Genomic DNA, 19993 nt, shown 5'->3' on the forward strand with positions numbered 1-19993 from the left:
ATGTCAGCATTTTTCATCAACCGGCCGATCTTCGCCTGGGTGATCGCCATCGTGATCATGCTGGGCGGCCTTCTCGCGCTCACCACGCTGCCGATCTCGCAATATCCGCAGATCGCACCGACCACGGTCAACATCAGCGCCACCTATCCCGGCGCCGACGCGCAGACCGTCGAGAATTCGGTGACCAAGGTCATCGAGCAAGGCATGACCGGCATCGACAATCTGGACTACATGACAGCGACGTCGACCTCGACCGGTTCGGCCTCGATCACGCTGACCTTCACCAGTTCGGCCGATCCCGACACCGCCCAGGTGCAGACGCAGAACAAGCTGCAACTGGTGCAGTCGCAACTGCCGCAGGTGGTGCAGAGCAACGGCATCACGGTTTCAAAGTCGTCGACCGGCTTCCTGATGGTCATCGGCTTCGTCTCCAGCGACGGCAAGATGAACTCGACCGATCTCGCCGACTATGTCGACGCCACGGTCAATGACACGCTGAAGCGCGTCGAGGGCGTGGGGTCGACGCAGCTCTTCGGCTCCGGCTACGCCATGCGCATCTGGCTCGATCCAGACAAGCTCGCCAAATATGCGCTGATGCCGAACGACGTGGCGACCGCCATCCAGGCGCAGAACACGCAGGTTTCGGCCGGCCAGCTCGGCGGGCTGCCGGCGCGCAAGGGCCAGCAGCTCAATGCCACGGTGACCGCCAAGAGCCGGCTGCAGACCGCCGAGCAGTTCCGCAACATCATCCTGAAGAGCCAGACCGACGGCTCGCTGGTCCGCCTCAACGATGTCGCCACGGTCGAGCTCGGCGCCAAGAGCTATACGACGCAGGCCCATTACAACGGCAAGCCGGCGGCGGGTGTCGCCGTAAACCTGGCGACCGGCGCCAATGCCATCAGCACCGCCGAAGCGGTGCGCTCGACGATCAACCGGCTGAGCTCGACCTTCCCGCAAGGGGTCGAGGTCGTCTACCCCTACGACACCTCGCCTTTCGTGCGGCTGTCGATCGAGGAGGTGGTCAAGACGCTGGCCGAGGCGATCGTGCTGGTGTTCCTGGTGATGTTCATCTTCCTGCAGAATCTGCGGGCGACGATCATCCCAACCATCGCGGTGCCGGTGGTGCTGCTCGGCACATTCGGCGTGCTGTCGCTGTTCGGCTATTCGGTCAACACGCTGACCATGTTCGCCATGGTGCTGGCCATCGGCCTGCTCGTCGACGATGCCATCGTCGTGGTCGAAAACGTCGAGCGCGTCATGGCGGAGGAAGACCTGTCGCCGAAAGAAGCGACGCGAAAATCGATGAACGAGATCACCGGCGCGCTGATCGGCATCGCTACCGTGCTGTCGGCCGTGTTCGTGCCGATGGCCTTCTTCGGCGGTTCCACCGGCATCATCTACCGGCAGTTCTCGGTGACCATCGTCTCGGCCATGGTGCTGTCCGTGCTGGTGGCGCTTGTGCTGACGCCGGCCCTCTGCGCCACGATCCTGCGGCGTCCGAAGGACCACGCCACGCAGACCGGCCCGTTCGGCTGGTTCAACCGTACCTTCGATCGCGGCACGCTTGCCTATCGCGACGGGTCGCGCGGCATCATCAACCGGTCGTGGCGTTTCCTGGCCGTCTTCCTCGCCATCGTCATCGCCATGGGCTGGATGTTCGCGCGGCTGCCAAGCTCGTTCCTGCCGGAAGAGGACCAGGGCATCCTGATCACCTCCGTGCAACTGCCGGTCGGCGCGACGCAGGACCGGACCGAGCGCGTGCTGGCGCAGGTGACCGATCACTATCTCAACGACGAGAAGGATGTGGTCGACGGTGTCTTCACCGCCTCCGGCTTCGGTTTCGGCGGCGCCGGGCAGAATGTCGGCATCGGCTTCGTGCGGCTGAAGGATTTTGCCCAGCGCAAGTCGCCCGCAATGGCGGCGCAAGCGATCGCCGGCCGCGCGATGGGCGCGTTCAGGAAGATCAGGGATGCGCAGGTCTTCGCGCTGGCGCCCCCCGCCATCCAGGGTTTCGGCAACACAAACGGCTTCGATTTCTACCTGCAGGACGTCAACGGCGCCGGCCATGACGCGCTGATCCAGACGCGCAACCAGCTTTTGGGTCTCGCCGCGCAGAGCAAGCTGCTCGCTAACACCCGCCCCAACGGGCAGGAGGACCAGCCGCAATTCTCGGTCGACATCGACCAGGAAAAGGCAAGCGCGCTGGGCGTCAGCCTTGCCGACATCAACAACACCCTGTCCAGCGCCTGGGGCAGCGACTACGTCAACGACTTCATCGACCGCGGGCGGGTGAAGCCGGTCTACATGCAGTCGGACGCGAATTTCCGCATGCAGCCGGAGGACCTCGACAAATGGCAGGTCCGCAATGCCAGCGGCGTCATGGTGCCGTTCTCGGCCTTCGCCTCCAGCCACTGGACATTCGGGTCGCCCCGGCTCGAACGCTACAATGGTTCGGCGGCGGTCGAAATCCAGGGCGCGGCGGCAGCGGGCGTGAGTTCGGGTGCGGCGATGGACGAGATCGACAAGCTCGTCGCGCAACTGCCGGCCGGCTATTCGCACGAATGGACCGGGCTGTCGCACCAGGAGCGGCTTTCGGGCAACCAGGCGACGTCGCTCTATGCGATCTCGGCCCTGGTCGTGTTCCTGTGCCTGGCGGCACTCTATGAAAGCTGGTCGATCCCGTTCGCGGTCATGCTGTCGGTGCCGATCGGCATCTTCGGCGCGCTGGCGGCGGCAAGCCTGTTCGGCCAGACCAACGACGTCTATTTCAAGGTCGGCCTTTTGACCACGATCGGCCTAGCCGCCAAGAACGCCATCCTGATCGTCGAGTTCGCCATCGAGCGGCAGACGGCCGGCATGGGGCTCGTCGAGGCGACGCTGGAGGCGGCGCGACAGCGATTGCGGCCGATCCTGATGACGTCGTTGGCCTTCATCCTCGGCGTCACGCCGCTTGCGATCGCCAGCGGCGCCGGCTCGGGGGCGCAGAACTCCGTCGGCATCGGCGTGATGGGCGGCATGATCGCGGCGACGGTGATCGGCGTGTTCCTGGTGCCGCTGCTGTTCGTCACGGTGCGGCGCATCTTCAAGGGCAGGGTGGCCAAGCCAGATCCCGGGCAAGATACGGGCGAAACGCCGGTGACGGCCAACCAGCAATAAGGGTCCTCCATATGACAGGTTTTGAACGTGGCTCGGTGGCCGCGGGGCGGCTCCTTGCGCCCATGCTCGGCGCGGCCTTGCTCGCGGGATGCGTCGTCGGTCCGGACTACCGGACGCCCATCCTGCCGATGCCGGCGAACTGGAGCGGCCAGAAGCTGGCGAAGTCCGCCGAGCCGGCGCAGCTGTCGCAATGGTGGCGGCGTCTGCGCGACCCGCAGCTCGACACGCTGGTCGAGGAAGCGGTCGCCGGCAATCTCGATGTCGCCACGGCGAAGGCCAAGATCCGCGAGGCGCGCGCCAGCTATCGGCAGAGTGCGGGCACACTGTTCCCGTCGGCCGAAGGCTCGGCATCGGCGACGCGCAACAAGACGGCCGCCGCTGCGGCCGGCGGCACCGCCAGCGATGCCTACAGCGATTACCAGTCCGGCTTCGACGCCAGCTGGGAACTCGACCTGTTCGGCGCCAACCGCAGGGGTGTCGAGGCCGCGCGCTATGGGGTGGATGCCTCGCAGGAGGAATTGCGCTCGACACTGCTGACGCTGGTCGGCGATGTCGCATCCACCTATACCCAGGCGCGCGGCTACCAGGCACGCATCGCGCTCGCCCGGCGTTCGGCCGCCTTGCAGCGACAGACCGCCGAACTCACCCGCACGATGGCGCAGGCGGGCACCGCGACCGCCGCCGATGTCGCCAAGGCGATGGGACAGGCGGCCAGCACCGAGGCCGCGGTGCCGACGCTGGAGGCAAGCTATGCCGAAGCGATGCATCGCCTATCCGTACTGACGGGTCGCCCGCCGGCGACACTCGGCGAGCGGTTGAAGCGCAGCACTGCGATCCCGGCGCCAAGGCTGCCGATCCCGACCGGGATTCCGTCCGACATCCTGTTGTCGCGCCCGGATGTGCTCATGGCCGAGCGGCAATACGCGCAGTACACCGCCAGGATCGGCCAGGCCGAGGCCGCGCGTTATCCCACGGTCAGCCTGACCGGGGACATCAGCACCACGGCCTACCGGCTCGGCGATCTCGGCAAGAACTCCTCGATCGGCTGGTCCTTCGGGCCGACGCTGAGCGTCCCGCTGTTCAACGCCGGGCAGTTGAAGGCGGCCGTCGAGGTCGCCCAGGCGCAGCGCGACCAGTATTTCATCGCCTACCGGTCTTCGGTGCTGACCGCGCTCGAGGATGTCGAGAATGCGCTCGTTGCGCTGGCGCAGGAACGCATCCGCATCGGCAAGCTTGCCTCGTCGGCGAAATCCTATGGAGATGCGGCGCGGCTGGAGGGCACGCTCTATAAGGCCGGCGAGACCAGTCTTCTCGACGTGCTCGACGCCCAGCGCTCGCTCTACTCGGCCGAGGATTCGCTGCTGCAGAGCCGCGTCCTGCTGGCGACCAACTACATCGCCCTCAACAAGGCGCTCGGCGGCGGCTGGGACGGCGCGGTCGATACCACCAAGCCCGAGATCGTCGACGTCAAGGCCCGGCCACGGATAGTATCGAAGCTCACGACGCAATGAACAAAATGTGCAACCCAAACCAACGGCGGTCCGTTTATAGTGTCTTCGAGGCAATGAGATGTCGCGTATCTACGATCTTGCATCCAATGGCGTCCGACGTGTCTATGAAAAACGCATAGACGCGCCGGCGATCCTCGATGCAGCCACCGACTTTCCGAACGCGGCGAAATTCATCGCTGCCTGGCGCGGCATACGCGACGAAGCGCTGGCCATGCGGCTGGGTAGGGCGCCGCGCTTCCATGACATCATGCCGGAGCAGGCCGGGATCTCGGCCAATGACGGCATCGACTGGCGCATGTTCGTGCTCAAGGCCTACGATGTCGGCATTCCCGAAAACCTGGCGCGGATGCCGGTTCTGAGCCAGTTGCTCGCCGAGTGCCCCGAGGTGAAATCGGCGGCCATCTCGTTCCTGGCGCCGCGCAAGCACATTCCGAGCCATCGCGGACCGTTTCGCGGCATCATGCGCTTTCACCTCGGTCTGGTCATCCCGCGGCAGGCCGATGGCCGCCCCGCGACCATCATGATGATCAATCATCAGGAGAAGCGGATCGCGGATGGCGAAGGCATGCTGTGGGACGACACTTTCCCGCATGAGGTGATGAACAATGCCGACGAGGCGCGCATTGCGCTGCTGCTCGACGTCTGGCGCCCGAGGATGCCGCTGGACATGGAAATCCTGTCCCGGCTGATCGTGCGCGGCGTGCAGGCGGGGATGCGCCACAGGGGCGTGTCCTTCTCCGGCTGAACCTGGCCACCATTCCACAACGCCAAATGGCGGCGGCACGAAGCGGGCTTCCCCGCCGCTCTTCGCCTGCTTGACAGCCTTAATTAATTTATTAACATTACAAAATAATAGGGAGGAGAACGATGGGTGTCCATCACGGAGCGATCCTGCGCATCCTGCGCGACGACGGTCCGCAGTCGCGTGCCGAACTGGCGCGGCGCACCGCGCTCTCACCGACCGCGCTGACCCATCTGACGGCGCATCTGCTCAGCGAAGGGACGGTCGTCGAGCTCAACCAGGCCGCTGCCGGCGACGCGCCCGTCGGCCGGCCGGCCATCGGCGTCGCGCTGGTGCCCGATGCACTGTCGGTGGTTGGCGTGCACATCGGCGCAGGCACCATCCATGCCACGATCACCGATCTCAAGGCCTCCTCGAAGGCCATGGCCTCGCAATATTTCGATACCGCCACCAGCGAACCGGCCGCCGTGATCGGCAAGGTGGTGCGGACCGTCGAGCAACTGATCCGCAAGACCGGTATCGAGCGGTCGCGCCTGATCGGCCTCGGGCTCGGCGTGCCTGGTCCGGTGGACACCAAGCGGCGGCGCAATTTGCAGTCGGTCAATTACGACTGGAAGAACGTGCCGTTCGCCGACGAACTCGAAAAGGCGCTGCGCATGCCCGTTGTGGTCGAGCACAATGTCAGCGCCATGGCGCTGGCGGAATCGCGCTACGGCATCGGCCGCGACGCCACAGCGCTGCTCTACATCTACCTGCGCACCGGCCTTGGCGCCGGCCTTGTCATCAACGGCATGCCGTTCCGCCCCGGCGGCTACGGTGCCGTCGAACTCGGCCATGTCCAGGTGATCGAGGATGGCGAACTTTGCGCCTGCGGCAACAGGGGCTGCCTGGAGACGTTCCTGTCCGAACGGGCGCTGGCCCGCGACGCGCGCATCGAGGCGCCGCACCCCAAGCGGCTGCTGGCTGCGTTGGAGACATATGCCGAACCCTGGAACGCGGCGCTCAAACATCTGACGACGGCGATCGCGACGGCGACCAACCTGCTCAATCCGGACCTGATCGTCTTTGGCGGCCATCTCGCCGAAGCGCCGGAAAGCTTCATCGATCATATCCGCCAGGGCGTTCCGCCCCGCGTGCTCCCGCCGATGCGCGATGTGCTGCGCATCGAGCGCTCGAGCCTCGGCCCTGGGGCCGGCGCCATCGGCGCTTCCGCCGCGGCCCTCGACCATTTCTTCTATTCGGGGGTTTCGCGATGAGCGGGGCAGCCAAGACGGCCCGCCCCGGCGGCAGACCGGCGGGAGGGCAGGGCGCGGACTACGCCAGCCTCGCGCTCAATCTCGTCGGGCTCGTCGCCGGTGTCGCCATCTGGTGGGCGCTGACGGCGGGCGGGGCTGTTGGCCTGCCGCCGCCGCCGCAGGTCGCGGCACGGTTTGGCGATGTCATCGCCAGCGGGCAGCTTGCCACCGATATCGCCTCCAGCCTGGTGCGGGTGCTGACCGGCTTCCTTCTCGGCGTGATCCTGGCGATCCCGGTCGGCTTCGTCATGGGTTGGTACAAGGTCGCACGCTCGCTCATCGAGCCGTACCTGCAGTTCTTCCGCATGATCCCGCCGCTGGCCATCATTCCGCTGGCGATCGTCACCATGGGCATCGACGAGACGCCAAAAATCTTCGTCATATTCCTGGCATCCTTCCTGGCCTGCGTCGTCGCCACCTACCAGGGCGTCATCAGCGTCGACAAGACGATGATCAACGCCGCGCGTGTGCTTGGCGCCAAGGACATGACGATCTTCCTGCGCGTCATCATTCCGGCATCGACGCCGTTCATCCTGGTTGGCGTACGCATCGGCCTGGGATCGGCCTGGGCGACGCTGGTTGCCGCCGAACTGATCGCCGCACAGAGCGGCCTCGGCTTCCGCATGCAGCAGGCGCAGCTCTATTACGACCTGCCGACCATCTTCGTCAGCCTGATCACCATCGGCCTGCTCGGCCTTGCCATGGACCGCATCCTTTTGGTGATCGAGCGTCGGCTCACCGTCTGGCAGGAGCGCGTGTGATGGTCCCCCAGATCGCCCCAAAGATCGTTTTCGACAACGTCACCCGACGCTTCGATCTCCAGGACGCCGCCTTCGTCGCGCTCGACCGGCTGTCGCTCGACATCGCCGACGGCGAGTTCGTCACGGTCGTCGGCCCATCCGGCTGCGGCAAGTCGACGGCGCTCAACATTGCCGCCGGCCTGCTCAAGCCAAGCGAGGGCAGCGTGCTGGTCGATGGCAAGGCCGTTGAAGGGCCGGGGCCGGAGCGCGGCATGATCTTCCAGCAATACGCGCTGTTCCCGTGGCTGACCGTTCGCCAGAACGTCGAGTTCGGGCTGCGCATCAAGGGCGTGGAGGCGTCGCGCCGGCGTGAGATCGCCGAGCGTTTCATCGACCTCGTGGGTTTGCGCGATTTCGCCGACGCACTGCCCAAGACGCTGTCGGGCGGCATGAAGCAGCGCTGCGCCATCGCGCGCGCCTATGCGGTCGACCCCTCCATCCTGTTGATGGACGAGCCCTTCGGCGCGCTCGACGCGCTGACCCGCGTGCAGCTTCAAGACCAGTTGCTCGACACCTGGAGCCGGGAGCGGCGCACTGTGATGTTCATCACCCATGATGTCGACGAGGCCGTCTATCTGGCCAACCGCGTCATCGTCATGGCGGCGCGGCCGGGTCGGCTGAAGGAGATCATCGATGTCCCGCTGCCTTACCCCAGAACCGAGGAAATCCGGCTTTCGGCCGAGTTCATGACCATCCGCAACCGCGTCTGGCAAGCCGTTTACCACCAGTGACGGCGAAGCCGTTTATCAGCAGTAACAGGAGGAGAGTAACGTGACACTGACAAGACGGAACTTCATGGCGTCCTCGGCGGCACTTGCCGCGTTGGCCGCCGGCGGCATTCAGGCCAAAGCGGCGGGAACGCCGGCGCGCATCGGCTACAACGGCGATTTCTGGGGCGCCAGCATTGCCGGCATCGCCGCCGACCAGGGTTTTTACACCAAGCACGGCGTCGACGCCGACATCAAGGTCTTCACCAACGGGCCGATCCAGGTGCAGGCACTCGGCGCCAACAGCCTGGAGTTCGGCTATCTCGGACCAGGCGCACTCTGGCTGCCGGCGACGGGCAAGGCCAAGATCATCGCCGTCAACGACGTCGGCTTCTCCGACCGGGTGATCGCGCAATCCGGCATCAAGTCGATCGCCGAGCTCAAGGGCAAGAAGGTGGCGATCGCCGCCGGCACTTCCGGCGACATGCTGCTGCGGCTGGCGCTGCGCAAGGCCAACATGGCGATGACCGATCTCGACATCGTGCAGATGGATCCGAGCACGATCGTGGCGGCCTTCGCCTCCAAGCAGGTCGACGCCGCCGGCATCTGGTATCCGTTCGTCGGCATCATCCAGAAGAGCGTTCCCGATCTGGTGGAACTGGCCAAGAACGATGACTTCTATCCCGAAACGACCTTCCCGAGCGTCTTCATCGCCCGCAACGACCTGATCGAGGGCAATCCCGACCTCGTCCGCAACGTGGTCCGCGCCATCAAGGATGCGCAGGACTTCCGCGCCGCCAACCAGGACAAGGCGATCGAGATCACCTCGAAACTGCTCGGCATTCCGGCCGACCAGTTGAAGACGGAGGCCGGCTACGGCCGTTTCATGACCTCGGCCGAGCTCATCAAGCTCACCAAGGACGGCAGCGTGAACGGCTGGTTCAGGACGATGAACGACCTGTTCAAGACCTTCGGCAAGCTCGACACCTCGCTCGACCCCAAGGATTATTATCTCGGCGATCAGTACATCGCGGCCTGATACCGGCTCTCGAACACAACGGGCCCCGGGGACCAGCCGGGGCCTGTTCCTGAAAAATCATACACCAGCGGCGAGTCCTTCATGAACGTCCTCTATATCGATATCGACAGCCTGAGACGCGACCATCTCGGCTGCTACGGCTACCATCGCAACACGTCTCCCGTCATCGACGGCCTCGCCCGCGACGGCATCCGCTTCGAGAACGTCTATGTCTCCGACGTGCCCTGCCATCCCTCGCGTACCGCGTTGTGGAGCGGCCGCCACGGCATGCGCACCGGCGTCGTCGGCCATGGCGGCACGGCCTGCGAGCCGTTCCGCGAGGGCGCCGCACGGGCCTGGGCCGGGACCTTCTACGAGGAGGGCTGGATGCGGGCGCTGCGCGATCTCGGCTACCACACCACGACGATCAGCAGCTTCGGCGAACGGCATGGCTGCTGGCACTGGTATGCCGGCTTCAACGAGATCATCAATCCGGGCAAGGCCGGCATGGAGAATGCCGACGAGGTGTCGGGGCTGGCGCTCGACTGGCTGAAGCGCAATGGCTCTGCTAAAAAATGGTTCCTGCATGTCAATGTCTGGGACCCGCACACGCCCTATCGGGCGCCCGACAGCTTCGGCGACCCCTTCGCCGATCAGCCCCTGCCGGAGTGGATGACGAAAGACGTGTTCGAGAAGAGCCATGCCGGCTACGGTCCGCACAGCCCGCAGGAACCCTCGGGCTTCGACATCGCGCCGGGCGGATCGACATACCGTCGCATGCCGTCGCCGATCGACGACATGGGCAAGGTCAAGGCCTGGTTCGACGGCTACGACACCGGCGTGCTCTACGCCGATCACCATGTCGGCCTCATCATCGAGGAGCTGAAGCGGCAGAACCTGTTCGACGACACCATCATCGTCATCGGCGCCGACCATGGCGAGAACCTCGGCGAGCTCAACGTCTGGGGCGACCACCAGACGGCGGACGAGTTCACCTGCAACGTGCCGCTGGTCATCCGCTGGCCCGGCGCCAAGGACATGCACGGCGTCAATTCCGGCCTGCACTATCATTTCGACTGGGCGGCAACGCTGATCGACCGGCTTGGCGGCAGCGTGCCGGCGCTGTGGGACGGGCAATCCTTCGCGACCGCACTCGCCACCGGCGAGGAGGGCGGCCGCGATTTCCTGGTGCTGAGCCAGGGCGCCTGGGCAGTGCAGCGCGGCGTGCGGTTCCGGCTCGACGGGGCCGACTGGCTGATGCTGCGCACCTACCATGACGGCTACAAGGACTTTGGGCCCGTCAGCCTTTTCAACCTCAGCGAGGATCCGCACGAGCAGCATGATATTTCCGCTAGCCGGGGCGACGTGGTCGATCACGCCAGCCGCCTGCTCGAGGACTGGCGCACCACGATGGCCAGGAGAAGCGACAGCGATGTCGACCCGCTGGTGACGGTGATGCGGGAGGGCGGGCCATTCCACTGCCTCGGCGAACTGCCGGGGTACCTCGAAAGGCTGCGCCAGACCGGCCGCGCGGCGGCGGCCACCGAGCTCGAGCAGCGCCACCCGGCACCGCCGCAACGGCGCAAATCGCTGAACTGAGGAGGACGCGGCCTCGCCTGACCGCGCCTATCCACTGCAAGGTTGCGCCGAGGCGGAAGACTCGCAACATCGACGTGCTCGGTCACCTTGCGGATGATCGCCGGGAATTTCCCTGCCGGCATGTACGTGCGGTCCTCGTCGACGTCCCAGAGATGCACGATGATCCCGGCCAGGATTCGGGATTGGCGCCGCAGGTGGATTCAAATTCCCGATTGTCAGAAGCGAGCATGTGCGCTAAATCCTGATTTCGATATTTCTAGGATTGTTGAGATATGGATGAGCGTCAGGCCCTGTCCGCCTTCGCGGCTCTTGCGCAGGAAACACGCCTGCGCATCCTACGGCATCTTGTGATCGCGGGGCCGGATGGAATCGCCGCCGGTGCCATAGCCGAAAAGGTCGAGGTCTCGGCGTCGAATGTAAGCTTCCACCTCAAGGAACTCGAACGCGCGGGGCTGGTGAGCGTGCGCCGTGATTCCCGGTCGATGGTCTACAGCGCCGAATATGACGCTCTGAGCGGGCTTATCCGCTTTTTGATGGAGGATTGCTGCTCCGGGCGGCCCGAGATCTGCGCTCCGGCGCTGGCGCCGGGCTGCTGCGCGGCCGGCGCGCGAGGGACGGTTCGATGACAGTCGAACGCCAATTCAACCTGGCGCGCCGTCTGGTCGCGGAAAGCCTTGGTACGGCGCTGCTGGTGGCCACCGTCGTCGGTTCAGGCATCATGGCGCAGTCGCTGACGAGCGACGGCGCGCTGGCACTTCTGTGCAACACGCTGCCAACCGGTGCGAGCCTGGTCGTGCTGATCACAATCTTCGGCCCGATATCCGGCGCCCATTTCAATCCGGCCGTGTCGCTCGCCCTGACACTGTCGCGCCGCCTGCCGGCCAACGATTGCGCCTTGTATGTGCTGGCCCAGCTCGCCGGCGGCATTGCCGGCACGGTGATCGCACATCTGATGTTCGGGCTGGCGCCGCTGGCGCTGTCGACGCATGGCCGCACCGGCGCCGCGCAATGGCTTTCGGAGGGCGTTGCGACCTTCGGCCTGCTCGCCGTCATCCTGGCGGGCTTGCGCTTCCAACGCGCGGCCGTGCCCTGGCTGGTCGGCCTCTATATCACCGCCGCCTACTGGTTCACCGCCTCGACATCCTTCGCCAATCCCGCGGTGGCCGTGGCGAGGGCGTTCACCGACACGTATTCCGGGATCGGCCCGGCAAGCCTTCCGGGCTTCATCGCCGCGGAATTCGCGGGCGCCGGCTTCGCCCTGGCGCTGATGACGTGGCTGCTTGAGCCGCAATCCGAAATCAAACCTCTTGTCGTCGAGGCCGGGCCATGACCGTCACGATCTACCATAATCCCGACTGCGGCACCTCGCGCAACACGCTTGCCATGATCAGGTCGAGTGGCGAGGAGCCGGTCGTCATCGAATATCTGAAACATCCGCCCAGCCGGGACCGCCTGCGTCAGCTTATTGCCGCCATGGGAATTCCGGTGCGCGCCTTGCTGCGCGAAAAGGGCACGCCCTATGCCGAGCTTGGCCTGGCTGATCCCAAATGGAACGACGAGCAGCTGCTCGATGCCATGATGACGCATCCGATCCTGATCAACCGGCCGATCGTCGAAACACCCAAGGGGACGCGGCTGTGCCGGCCATCCGAGCTTGTGCTCGGCCTGCTCGACCATCCGGCGGCCCACTTCACCAAGGAAGACGGCGAGGTGGTGGCCGGTGACCGTGGCATCACATGATCGGAGCCTTTCCGATCTCGAAGCCTCGGGACGCGCGCCGATAGCGCTTCGGGGCGCTGCCGCGCTGCTCGTCGTGGTGGCGATCACGAGATTGCCGGAGGGACGCACCGAGCGCGTGTGAAGCCCGACGGCGTTGCCGTTCATGCCATTTGGCCGTGCCCCCATCGAGGCATCCGCACTGCCTCACGACAGCCGGGCCCGTTCACCCTATTGCGTTGCTGCCGGGCTGGTTTGCCCCTGCCGGCACGGAGGATGAGCCACAAGTGACATCGACGCCGGTAGCCAGACGCGAAGCCGCACCCTTGCCGGTCGCGGCGCTGATGGGCGCCATGGTATCGATCCAGATCGGCGCCACCTTCGCCAAGTCGCTGTTCCCGGTGATCGGCGCGCAGGGAACGACGACGATCAGGCTGGTGGTCGGCGCGCTGATGCTGATCGCGGTGCTGCGGCCCTGGCAGATGCGACCCTCGCGCGCCACTCTGCCCTGGCTGGTCGCTTACGGGATGACGCTTTGCGCGCTCAACCTCCTGTTCTATGCCGCACTCGCCAGGATCCCGCTGGGCGTTGCCGTGGCGCTGGAGTTCTCCGGGCCGCTGCTGGTGGCGACGCTGACCTCGCGGCGGGCGAGCGACTTTGCCTGGATCGCGCTGGCGGTCGCGGGCATCGGGCTTTTGTCGCCCTTCATCCACACGCTGAAGCCGCTCGACCCGATCGGGGTGATGCTGGCGCTGGCGGCCGGCGGTTTCTGGGCGCTCTATATCGTGCTCGCCCAGAAGGCGGGCGCGGAACTCGGCACCCGCACCACCGCCTATGGCATGGCCATTGCCGCGGTCCTGGTGCTGCCCTTCGGCATTGCCGATGCAGGGAGCGGCCTGCTTGCGCCATCGATCCTGGTCAGTGCGCTGCTCGTCGGCCTGTTCTCCAGTGCGCTGCCGTTCTGGCTCGAGATGGTGGCGCTGACCCGCATGCCGGCGCGCATCTATGGCACGCTGACCTGCCTGGAGCCGGCGCTGGGCGCGCTGGCCGGCTTCCTGTTCCTGCATGAAACCCTGACCATGCCGCAAATGGCCGGCATCGCCGCCGTCATTGCCGCCGCCTTCGGCACCGCGCTGACGTCGCGGCCCCCGGTGCCGTCGCCGGAATAGGGGGCGGATCCGCCGACGCGGCTCATTCCGGGAAGGCGATTCCGACACCTCCGGCCGCCGCGTTCGCCAATCGCCGCCACCGCTCCCCCCATGGACTTCTCCAAAATACAACCCATATGGATTCCGTGGAGCTTTGAGCGTGACCTTCGCGCGGGTGGCCCTTCTTGCCGCAGCCCTTGTTGCCGTGGCTGTCGTTTCTCCCTTCTCTTCCGCCGGGAGTGAGAGGGTCGCGCTGAGCGTCGCCATTGACGGCGCCATCGGGCCGGCAAGCACCAGGCAGCTCGAGGAAGCACTCGACGTCGCCGTCAGGCGGGACGCCGCGGTCCTCATCCTTCAGCTCGACACGCCCGGCGGGCTGGTCACCTCGATGCGCGAGATGATCGCAGATATCCTGGCTTCGCCGGTGCCCGTCATCGGCTATGTCGCGCCGGCCGGCGCCCATGCGGCGAGTGCCGGCACCTATATCCTCTACGCCACTCATATCGCGGCGATGGCACCGGGCACCAATCTGGGCGCCGCGACGCCGGTCGAGATAGGCGGCCTGCCGTCGCTTCCCGGCGGCGAGAAGGACAATGGCCCGGCCAAGGACGAGAAGGACGCCACCGGGCGGCCGGCAGGCGATGCGATGATGGCCAAGGTGACCAATGACGCCGTCGCCTTGATCCGTTCGCTCGCCGAATTGCGCGGCCGCAATGGCGACTGGGGGGAGAAGGCGGTGCGCGAGGCGGCGAGCCTTTCAGCCAACGCTGCGCTGCAGGAGCATGTGATCGATTTCGTCGCCCGCGACACCACCGAGCTCCTGCAACTGGCCGATGGACGCACCATCGATGTGGCCGGCAGGAAAGTGGTGCTGGCCACGAAAGGGCTGCCGGTCGAGACGCTGGAGCCCGGCTGGTTCATCCGGCTGCTCGCGATCATCACCGACCCCAACACCGCCATCATCCTGATGCTGGTCGGCGTCTATGGCATCATCTTCGAGGCCACCAGTCCAGGTGCCGTGGCGCCCGGCGTCATCGGCACCATCTGCCTGGTGCTCGGCCTCTATGCGCTCAACCTCCTGCCGATCAACTATACCGGCCTTGCCTTGATGCTGCTCGGCATCGCCTTCCTCGTCATCGAGGCCTTCAATCCCACCGTCGTGCTCGGGCTCGGCGGCGTGGCCGCCTTTCTGTTCGGCGCCGCCATGCTGCTGAGAGTCGAGGCGCCGGGTTTTGCCATGTCGTGGGCCGTCATCGGCCCCGCCGCTGCGCTGACGCTTGGACTGGCGCTGCTGACCGGCACTTATGTCTGGGCGGCGCGGAGGAACCCGCCGCGCGTCGGCGGCGAGGCCATGCGCGGCCTGCCAGCCGAAATCCTAGATTGGCAGGGCGGCGAGGGCCATGTGCTGGCCCAGGGCGAGCGCTGGCGGGCGAAGGCCGACGAACCCGTCGCACCCGGCGACAGCGTCGAGGTGACCGGTATCAGCGACCTCGTGCTGACGGTGCGTCGGCGCGACGCGGCAAGGAAGGGAGCAAAACAATGAGCATCGGTTACGTGGCCTATCTGTTGCTGACGCTGGTCGTGGTCATATTCCTGTCCGCGGCCGTCCGCATCCTGAGGGAATATCAGCGCGGCGTGGTCTTCACGCTCGGCCGCTTCACCGGGGTCAAGGGTCCCGGTCTCATCATCCTCGTCCCCTTCGTCCAGCAGATGGTGAAGGTCGATCTGCGGGTGGTGGTGCGGGACGTGCCGCCGCAGGACGTCATTTCGCGCGACAACGTCTCGGTGAAGGTGAACGCGGTGCTCTATTTCCGCATCGTCGACGCCGAGCGGGCGGTCATCCAGGTCGAAGACTTCATGGCCGCCACCAACCAGCTGGCGCAGACCACGCTGCGCTCGGTGCTGGGCAAGCACGAGCTCGACGAGATGCTGGCCGAGCGCGACAGGCTGAACAGCGACATCCAGGAGATCCTCGACCAGCGCACGGACGCCTGGGGCATCAAGGTCTCCAATGTGGAGATCAAGCATGTCGACCTCAACGAGAATATGATCCGCGCCATCGCCAAGCAGGCCGAGGCGGAGCGGCTGCGGCGCGCCAAGGTGATCAATGCCGAGGGCGAGCAGCAGGCGGCGGCGAAACTGGTCGAGGCGGGCCGGATGCTGGCGGCCGAGCCGCAGGCCATGCAGCTGCGCTATTTCGAGGCTTTGCACGATATCGCCGGTGAGCGCTCGTCCACGGTGGTGTTCCCGCTGCCGGTGGATCTGCTCAGCCAGTTCATGAAGGGGCAAGGGAAGTGATGGAGGAGCGCGGAATCTCCCCCCTCGAGGGGGAGATGTCGCCAAAGGCGACAGAGGGGGTCGCCGCGCGTGGAGCGCCAACTCCCCTTGCGGCGCAGACAAGGCCGAGCCCGGTCGAACCGACCCCCTCTGGCCTGCCGGCCATCTCCCCCTCGAGGGGGGAGATCAGGCAGTTCTAAATCAGCTTCTCCAGCGTGATCGGCAAATCCCGCACGCGTTTGCCCGTTGCGTGGAACACTGCATTCGCGATGGCCGGCGCCATGCCGACGATCGCCAGTTCGCCCACGCCCTTGCCGCCGAGCACCGAGGAGTGCAGGTCGGGGATGCCGACCGAGATGACCTCGATGTCGGGGATGTCGGCATTGGTGGGGACGAGATAGTCGGCGAGGTTGTTGTTGACGATGCGGCCGTGGCGGCGGTCCATGATGCCTTCTTCGAGCAGCGCCTGGCCGATGCCCATGATGATGCCGCCCTTCCATTGGCTTTCGGCGAGCTTCGGGTTGTAGAGCCGACCGGAATCCAGCGCCGACACCACGCGCGACACGCGCACCGTGCCGAAATCCTCGTCGACGCGCACCTCGACGAAATGCGCGCACCAGGAGTGGCGGGAATAGTCGCCTTCCGTGTGCGGCAGCGCCATGGCGATGGTGGTGTAGTTCTTGTAGCGGTCCTCGGCGCTCGAATTGGCCGGCATGGTGTCGCCTACCGCTTCGATGCGGTCGCGGCCGACGCTTTCGAGCAGTTCGGAGATCGATACATCGGGACCGTCGCCGCGCGGCGCGGTGATACGGCCGTTGGCGACGACCAGCGTGTTGGCCTGCAGCGCGTGGAAGGGCGAGCGTGGATCGCTGATCGCAAGCCCGACCAGCTGGTCGAGTGCGGCGGTCGCGGCCTTATGGACGGCACCCGTCATCACGCCGGCCAGCCGTGAGCCGCCGGTGACGCCGGCGCGGGGGAAGCGGGAGTCCCCCAGCTTCACCACCACGTCGTCGGCGCTCACGCCAACCGTTTCGGCGGCGGTCTGTGCCAGGATGGTGTAGGTGCCCTGGCCCATGTCGATCGAGGAGCTTTCGACCTCGACCGAACCATCGGCCAGGATGCGCACGATCGCCTCGCCATAGGCGCGCCGCACCGGATAGGTGCCGGCGGCGACGCCCCAGCCGATCAGCTGGTTGCCGTCGCGCATCGAGCGGGGCTCAGGCGTGCGCCTGGCCCAGCCGAAGCGCTCGGCGCCCGCTGCAAAAGCTTCGCGCAACTGCCTGGTCGACCATGCCTTTTTCGCTTCCGGATCCTGCTCGGCATAGTTCCGCAGCCGGATTTCCAGCGGATCGATGCCGACTTCGTAGGAGAGTTCGTCGATGGCGCTTTCGATACCGAAGGCGCTGGGGTTTTCGCCCGGCGCGCGCATGGCGCCCGGCACCACCGAATTCACCCGCACGACATTCTGTTTCGAGGAGAAATTCGGCGTCGCGTACATGATCGAGGTGACCGACCCCAGCGGCTCGACCCACATGCCGTCGATCGAGGTTTCGTTGACGCCGCGATGCACGATCGACTGGATCATGCCGTCATGGTCGGCGCCGATCGTTACCGTCTGGCGGGTCGCGGCGCGGCCGCCATAGCCGGTGAAGGTCTGCGGCCGCGTCATCACCAGCCGCACCGGCCGGCCGAGCATCTTGGCGGCACATGCCGCTACCGCGCCATGGCCGAGCGCCAACGCCTTGGAGCCGAAGCCGCCGCCGATATAGGGCGACACCAGCCGCACATTCTCGAACGGCACGCCGAACCATTCGGCATAGGTGCGCGCCATGCCGTCCAGCCACTGGCTCGGCTCCCACACGGTGAGATGGTCGCCCTCCCAGCGGGCGATCAGGCCATGCGGTTCCATCGGCGCCTGGTATTCGCGCGGCGTGTTGTAGGCGGCGCAGATGCGCACCGGGGCGGAGGCGAAAGCGGCCTGCGCGTCGCCCCATTCCTTGGTCATGGCGTCGACCGGGATGCCGTCGCCGGCCTTGCCGTCGCTGAGGTCGACGATTGCCGGCGTCTCATCATAGCTGACCTTGACCAGCGCCGCCGCGGCGACCGCCTGCTCGAAGGTCTCGGCGACGACGGCGGCGACATGCTGGCCCGAGAAGGTGATGTCGCGCGCCAGCGGGCAATAGGGCTTGTCCGGCGGCGGGGTGCCGAACCAGTCCGACGCGGTTCTCAGGCTGATGATCGTGTCCGGTGTCAGGACCTTGAGTACGCCCGGCGCCGCCTCGGCCGCCTTGCTGGCGATGGCGCGCACCTTGCCGGATGCAATCGTGCTTTCGACAAGCACGGCATGGGCGAGGCCTTCGAGTTGCTGCTCGACGGCGTATTTCGCCGCGCCGGTGATCTTGGCCGGGCCGTCGACGCGCGACAGCCGGCCGCCGACCGCGTCGGCGCCGCCATCGGAAGCATCGCCATGTCTGATGCTGCGAACGGTCATGCCGCTTCTCCCAATGTGAGGATGGCGCGCGCCACGACACGCGGCGCGAGCTCGATCTTGTAGTGGTTGGCGCCATGGTCGACGGCGCCCTCGACGGCGAGCAGGCTGGCGGCCCGCACGGCGTCCGGTTCCAGCACCTTGCCTTTCAACGCGTCTTCGACCGCCCGCGCACGCCACGGCTTGGTCGCGACGCCACCGAGCGCCACGCGCAAGTCGCGGATGGTGCGGCCATCTGGTTCCAGTTCGAGACCGACCGCGGCACTGGCGGCGGCGAATTCATAGGACTGCCGGTCGCGGACCTTCAGATAGGTCGAGCGGCGGGCGGCGGCGGAAGCGGGGATTTCGACGGCGGTGATCATCTCGCCCGGTTCGATCGCGTGTTCCTTGTCCGGCGTTGCGCCGGGCAGCAGGAAAAAGTCGTCCACTAAAAGCTGCCGCTCGCCGAGATGCACCGTCGCGTCGAAGGCGACCAGCGCGGTGGCGAGGTCGCCGGGATACATGGCGATGCAGGCCTCGCTGGTGCCGAGCACCGCGTGCCCCCTGGTGACGCCGCCGATGGCCGAACAGCCGCTGCCGGGCTGGCGCTTGTTGCAGGCGGAGAAATTCGAGGGATCGCGGAAGTAGGGGCAGCGGGTGCGCTGCATCAGATTGCCGCCGATGGTCGCCATGTTGCGGATCTGGGCCGATGCCGCCTGCCACACCGCTTCGGAGACGGCCGGGAAGCGGCCCTTGATGTCTGCGTGGTCGGCGACATGGCCCATGCGGGCCAGCGCGCCGATCATGGCGCCGCGTTCGTCGACCGCGATCCCATCCAGCCCTTCGAGATGGGTGATGTCGACCAGCGTTTCGGGCTCGGCGACGCCGCATTTGGCGAGGTCGATCAATGTGGTGCCGCCGGCGAGCAGCATGGCGCCGGGCAGGGCGGCCGCCTGGCGCGCGGCCTCGGTCGAGGTGGCTCGAAGATAGGCAAAGTCCCTCATGACGCGGCCTCCAGCGCTGCCTGGCGCACGGCGGCGACGATGTGCGGATAGGCGCCGCAGCGGCAGAGATTGCCGGCCATGTATTCGCGGATCTCCTCATCCGATCCGGCATGGCCCTCGCGGATGCAGGCCACCGCCGACATGATCTGGCCGGGCGTGCAATAGCCGCACTGGAAGGCGTCCCGTTCGAGGAAGGCAGTCTGCACGGGATGCGGTTCGCCCTCCCGTGCAAGCCCCTCTATGGTGGTGATGGCGCGGCCCTCGGCTTGCGCGGCCAGGGTGAGACAGGCGAGCACGCGCTCGCCGTCGACATGCACGGTGCAGGCACCGCACTGGCCGTGGTCGCAGCCTTTCTTGGTTCCGGTCAGGCCGAGGCGATCGCGCAAGGCATCGAGCAGCGTAACACGCGGCTCGAGTTCCAGCGTGTGATGCTGGCCGTTGATATCGAGATGAACGGGAATCGTGGTCTTGCTCGTCATGGGCGTCTGGCTCCAGTTGCTTGACGCTGAGGGGAATGAAATTGCAGTCAGGGTAGGAAGGATCCACCGCTTGC

The 19993-nt window shown here is 66.2% G+C and carries 17 protein-coding genes; 14 read left to right on the plus strand and 3 right to left on the minus strand.

Features of this window, described 5'->3' with window-relative positions:
• From LB556_RS18485 to LB556_RS18550, 14 genes are all read left to right on the plus strand, one after another.
• Positions 1-3156, plus strand: a complete 3156-nt coding sequence (locus LB556_RS18485; RefSeq protein WP_224569177.1) for an efflux RND transporter permease subunit — start codon at positions 1-3, stop codon at positions 3154-3156.
• Between the two features lie 11 nt (positions 3157-3167).
• The gene (locus tag LB556_RS18490) at positions 3168-4667 is read left to right on the plus strand and encodes an efflux transporter outer membrane subunit (RefSeq protein ID WP_224569178.1); all 1500 of its coding nucleotides are present in this window, start codon (positions 3168-3170) and stop codon (positions 4665-4667) included.
• Between the two features lie 58 nt (positions 4668-4725).
• Positions 4726-5412: an aspartyl/asparaginyl beta-hydroxylase domain-containing protein gene (locus LB556_RS18495; protein WP_224569179.1), complete on the plus strand. Its 687-nt coding sequence runs from the start codon at positions 4726-4728 to the stop codon at positions 5410-5412.
• Between the two features lie 122 nt (positions 5413-5534).
• Positions 5535-6665: an ROK family transcriptional regulator gene (locus tag LB556_RS18500; protein ID WP_224569180.1), complete on the plus strand. Its 1131-nt coding sequence runs from the start codon at positions 5535-5537 to the stop codon at positions 6663-6665.
• Positions 6662-7465 (plus strand): ABC transporter permease, encoded by an 804-nt coding sequence (locus LB556_RS18505; protein ID WP_224569181.1) that lies wholly within the window; start codon positions 6662-6664, stop codon positions 7463-7465. The genes LB556_RS18500 and LB556_RS18505 overlap by 4 nt, the downstream gene beginning before the upstream one ends.
• An 11-nt stretch (positions 7466-7476) precedes the next feature.
• Positions 7477-8235, plus strand: a complete 759-nt coding sequence (locus tag LB556_RS18510; protein ID WP_224569409.1) for an ABC transporter ATP-binding protein — start codon at positions 7477-7479, stop codon at positions 8233-8235.
• 46 nt (positions 8236-8281) lie between these two features.
• Positions 8282-9250 carry an aliphatic sulfonate ABC transporter substrate-binding protein gene (locus LB556_RS18515; RefSeq protein WP_411908598.1) on the plus strand — a complete coding sequence of 323 codons (969 nt, stop codon included), beginning with the start codon at positions 8282-8284 and terminating at the stop codon, positions 9248-9250.
• Positions 9251-9331: 81 nt separating this feature from the next.
• Complete coding sequence (locus LB556_RS18520; protein ID WP_224569183.1) at positions 9332-10828, plus strand: sulfatase; 1497 nt, start codon at positions 9332-9334, stop codon at positions 10826-10828.
• Positions 10829-11100: 272 nt separating this feature from the next.
• On the plus strand, positions 11101-11454 hold the full coding sequence (locus LB556_RS18525) for an ArsR/SmtB family transcription factor (protein WP_224569184.1): 354 nt from the start codon (positions 11101-11103) through the stop codon (positions 11452-11454).
• The gene (locus tag LB556_RS18530; RefSeq protein WP_224569185.1) at positions 11451-12158 is read left to right on the plus strand and encodes an aquaporin; all 708 of its coding nucleotides are present in this window, start codon (positions 11451-11453) and stop codon (positions 12156-12158) included. The genes LB556_RS18525 and LB556_RS18530 overlap by 4 nt, the downstream gene beginning before the upstream one ends.
• Entirely contained in the window at positions 12155-12568 is a 414-nt protein-coding gene (gene arsC, locus LB556_RS18535) for an arsenate reductase (glutaredoxin) (RefSeq protein ID WP_224569186.1), read from the plus strand. The genes LB556_RS18530 and arsC overlap by 4 nt, the downstream gene beginning before the upstream one ends.
• A 263-nt stretch (positions 12569-12831) precedes the next feature.
• Positions 12832-13713, plus strand: a complete 882-nt coding sequence (locus LB556_RS18540; RefSeq protein WP_224569187.1) for an EamA family transporter — start codon at positions 12832-12834, stop codon at positions 13711-13713.
• 139 nt (positions 13714-13852) lie between these two features.
• On the plus strand, positions 13853-15235 hold the full coding sequence (locus LB556_RS18545) for an NfeD family protein (RefSeq protein ID WP_224569188.1): 1383 nt from the start codon (positions 13853-13855) through the stop codon (positions 15233-15235).
• Positions 15232-15990 carry a slipin family protein gene (locus LB556_RS18550; protein WP_224569189.1) on the plus strand — a complete coding sequence of 253 codons (759 nt, stop codon included), beginning with the start codon at positions 15232-15234 and terminating at the stop codon, positions 15988-15990. The genes LB556_RS18545 and LB556_RS18550 overlap by 4 nt, the downstream gene beginning before the upstream one ends.
• Before the next feature lie 175 nt (positions 15991-16165).
• On the opposite strand, the gene LB556_RS18555 is transcribed toward LB556_RS18550, so the two are convergent.
• Genes LB556_RS18555 through LB556_RS18565 form a run of 3 tightly spaced genes read right to left on the minus strand, consistent with a single transcriptional unit; the run spans position 16166 to position 19919 of the window.
• Entirely contained in the window at positions 16166-18460 is a 2295-nt protein-coding gene (locus LB556_RS18555) for a xanthine dehydrogenase family protein molybdopterin-binding subunit (RefSeq protein WP_224569190.1), read from the minus strand.
• Positions 18457-19440 (minus strand): FAD binding domain-containing protein, encoded by a 984-nt coding sequence (locus LB556_RS18560; protein ID WP_224569191.1) that lies wholly within the window; start codon positions 19438-19440, stop codon positions 18457-18459. Before LB556_RS18560 ends, LB556_RS18555 begins: the two co-directional genes overlap by 4 nt.
• A complete protein-coding gene (locus LB556_RS18565) occupies positions 19437-19919 on the minus strand; it encodes a (2Fe-2S)-binding protein (protein WP_224569192.1) in 483 nt (160 codons plus the stop codon). Before LB556_RS18565 ends, LB556_RS18560 begins: the two co-directional genes overlap by 4 nt.
• Positions 19920-19993: the final 74 nt, after the last annotated feature.

Source organism: Mesorhizobium sp. ES1-4, assembly GCF_020164745.1.
GTDB lineage: Bacteria > Pseudomonadota > Alphaproteobacteria > Rhizobiales > Rhizobiaceae > Mesorhizobium.

Bases quoted from the DNA above. Each gene is read 5' to 3' on its own strand.
- LB556_RS18485 (WP_224569177.1), top strand. From the start codon at position 1: ATGTCAGCATTTTTCATCAACCGGCCGATCTTCGCCTGGGTGATCGCC.
- LB556_RS18490 (WP_224569178.1), top strand. From the start codon at position 3,168: ATGACAGGTTTTGAACGTGGCTCGGTGGCCGCGGGGCGGCTCCTTGCG.
- LB556_RS18495 (WP_224569179.1), top strand. From the start codon at position 4,726: ATGTCGCGTATCTACGATCTTGCATCCAATGGCGTCCGACGTGTCTAT.
- LB556_RS18500 (WP_224569180.1), top strand. From the start codon at position 5,535: ATGGGTGTCCATCACGGAGCGATCCTGCGCATCCTGCGCGACGACGGT.
- LB556_RS18505 (WP_224569181.1), top strand. From the start codon at position 6,662: ATGAGCGGGGCAGCCAAGACGGCCCGCCCCGGCGGCAGACCGGCGGGA.
- LB556_RS18520 (WP_224569183.1), top strand. From the start codon at position 9,332: ATGAACGTCCTCTATATCGATATCGACAGCCTGAGACGCGACCATCTC.
- LB556_RS18525 (WP_224569184.1), top strand. From the start codon at position 11,101: ATGGATGAGCGTCAGGCCCTGTCCGCCTTCGCGGCTCTTGCGCAGGAA.
- LB556_RS18530 (WP_224569185.1), top strand. From the start codon at position 11,451: ATGACAGTCGAACGCCAATTCAACCTGGCGCGCCGTCTGGTCGCGGAA.
- arsC (WP_224569186.1), top strand. From the start codon at position 12,155: ATGACCGTCACGATCTACCATAATCCCGACTGCGGCACCTCGCGCAAC.
- LB556_RS18550 (WP_224569189.1), top strand. From the start codon at position 15,232: ATGAGCATCGGTTACGTGGCCTATCTGTTGCTGACGCTGGTCGTGGTC.
- LB556_RS18555 (WP_224569190.1), bottom strand. From the start codon at position 18,460: ATGACCGTTCGCAGCATCAGACATGGCGATGCTTCCGATGGCGGCGCC.
- LB556_RS18560 (WP_224569191.1), bottom strand. From the start codon at position 19,440: ATGAGGGACTTTGCCTATCTTCGAGCCACCTCGACCGAGGCCGCGCGC.
- LB556_RS18565 (WP_224569192.1), bottom strand. From the start codon at position 19,919: ATGACGAGCAAGACCACGATTCCCGTTCATCTCGATATCAACGGCCAG.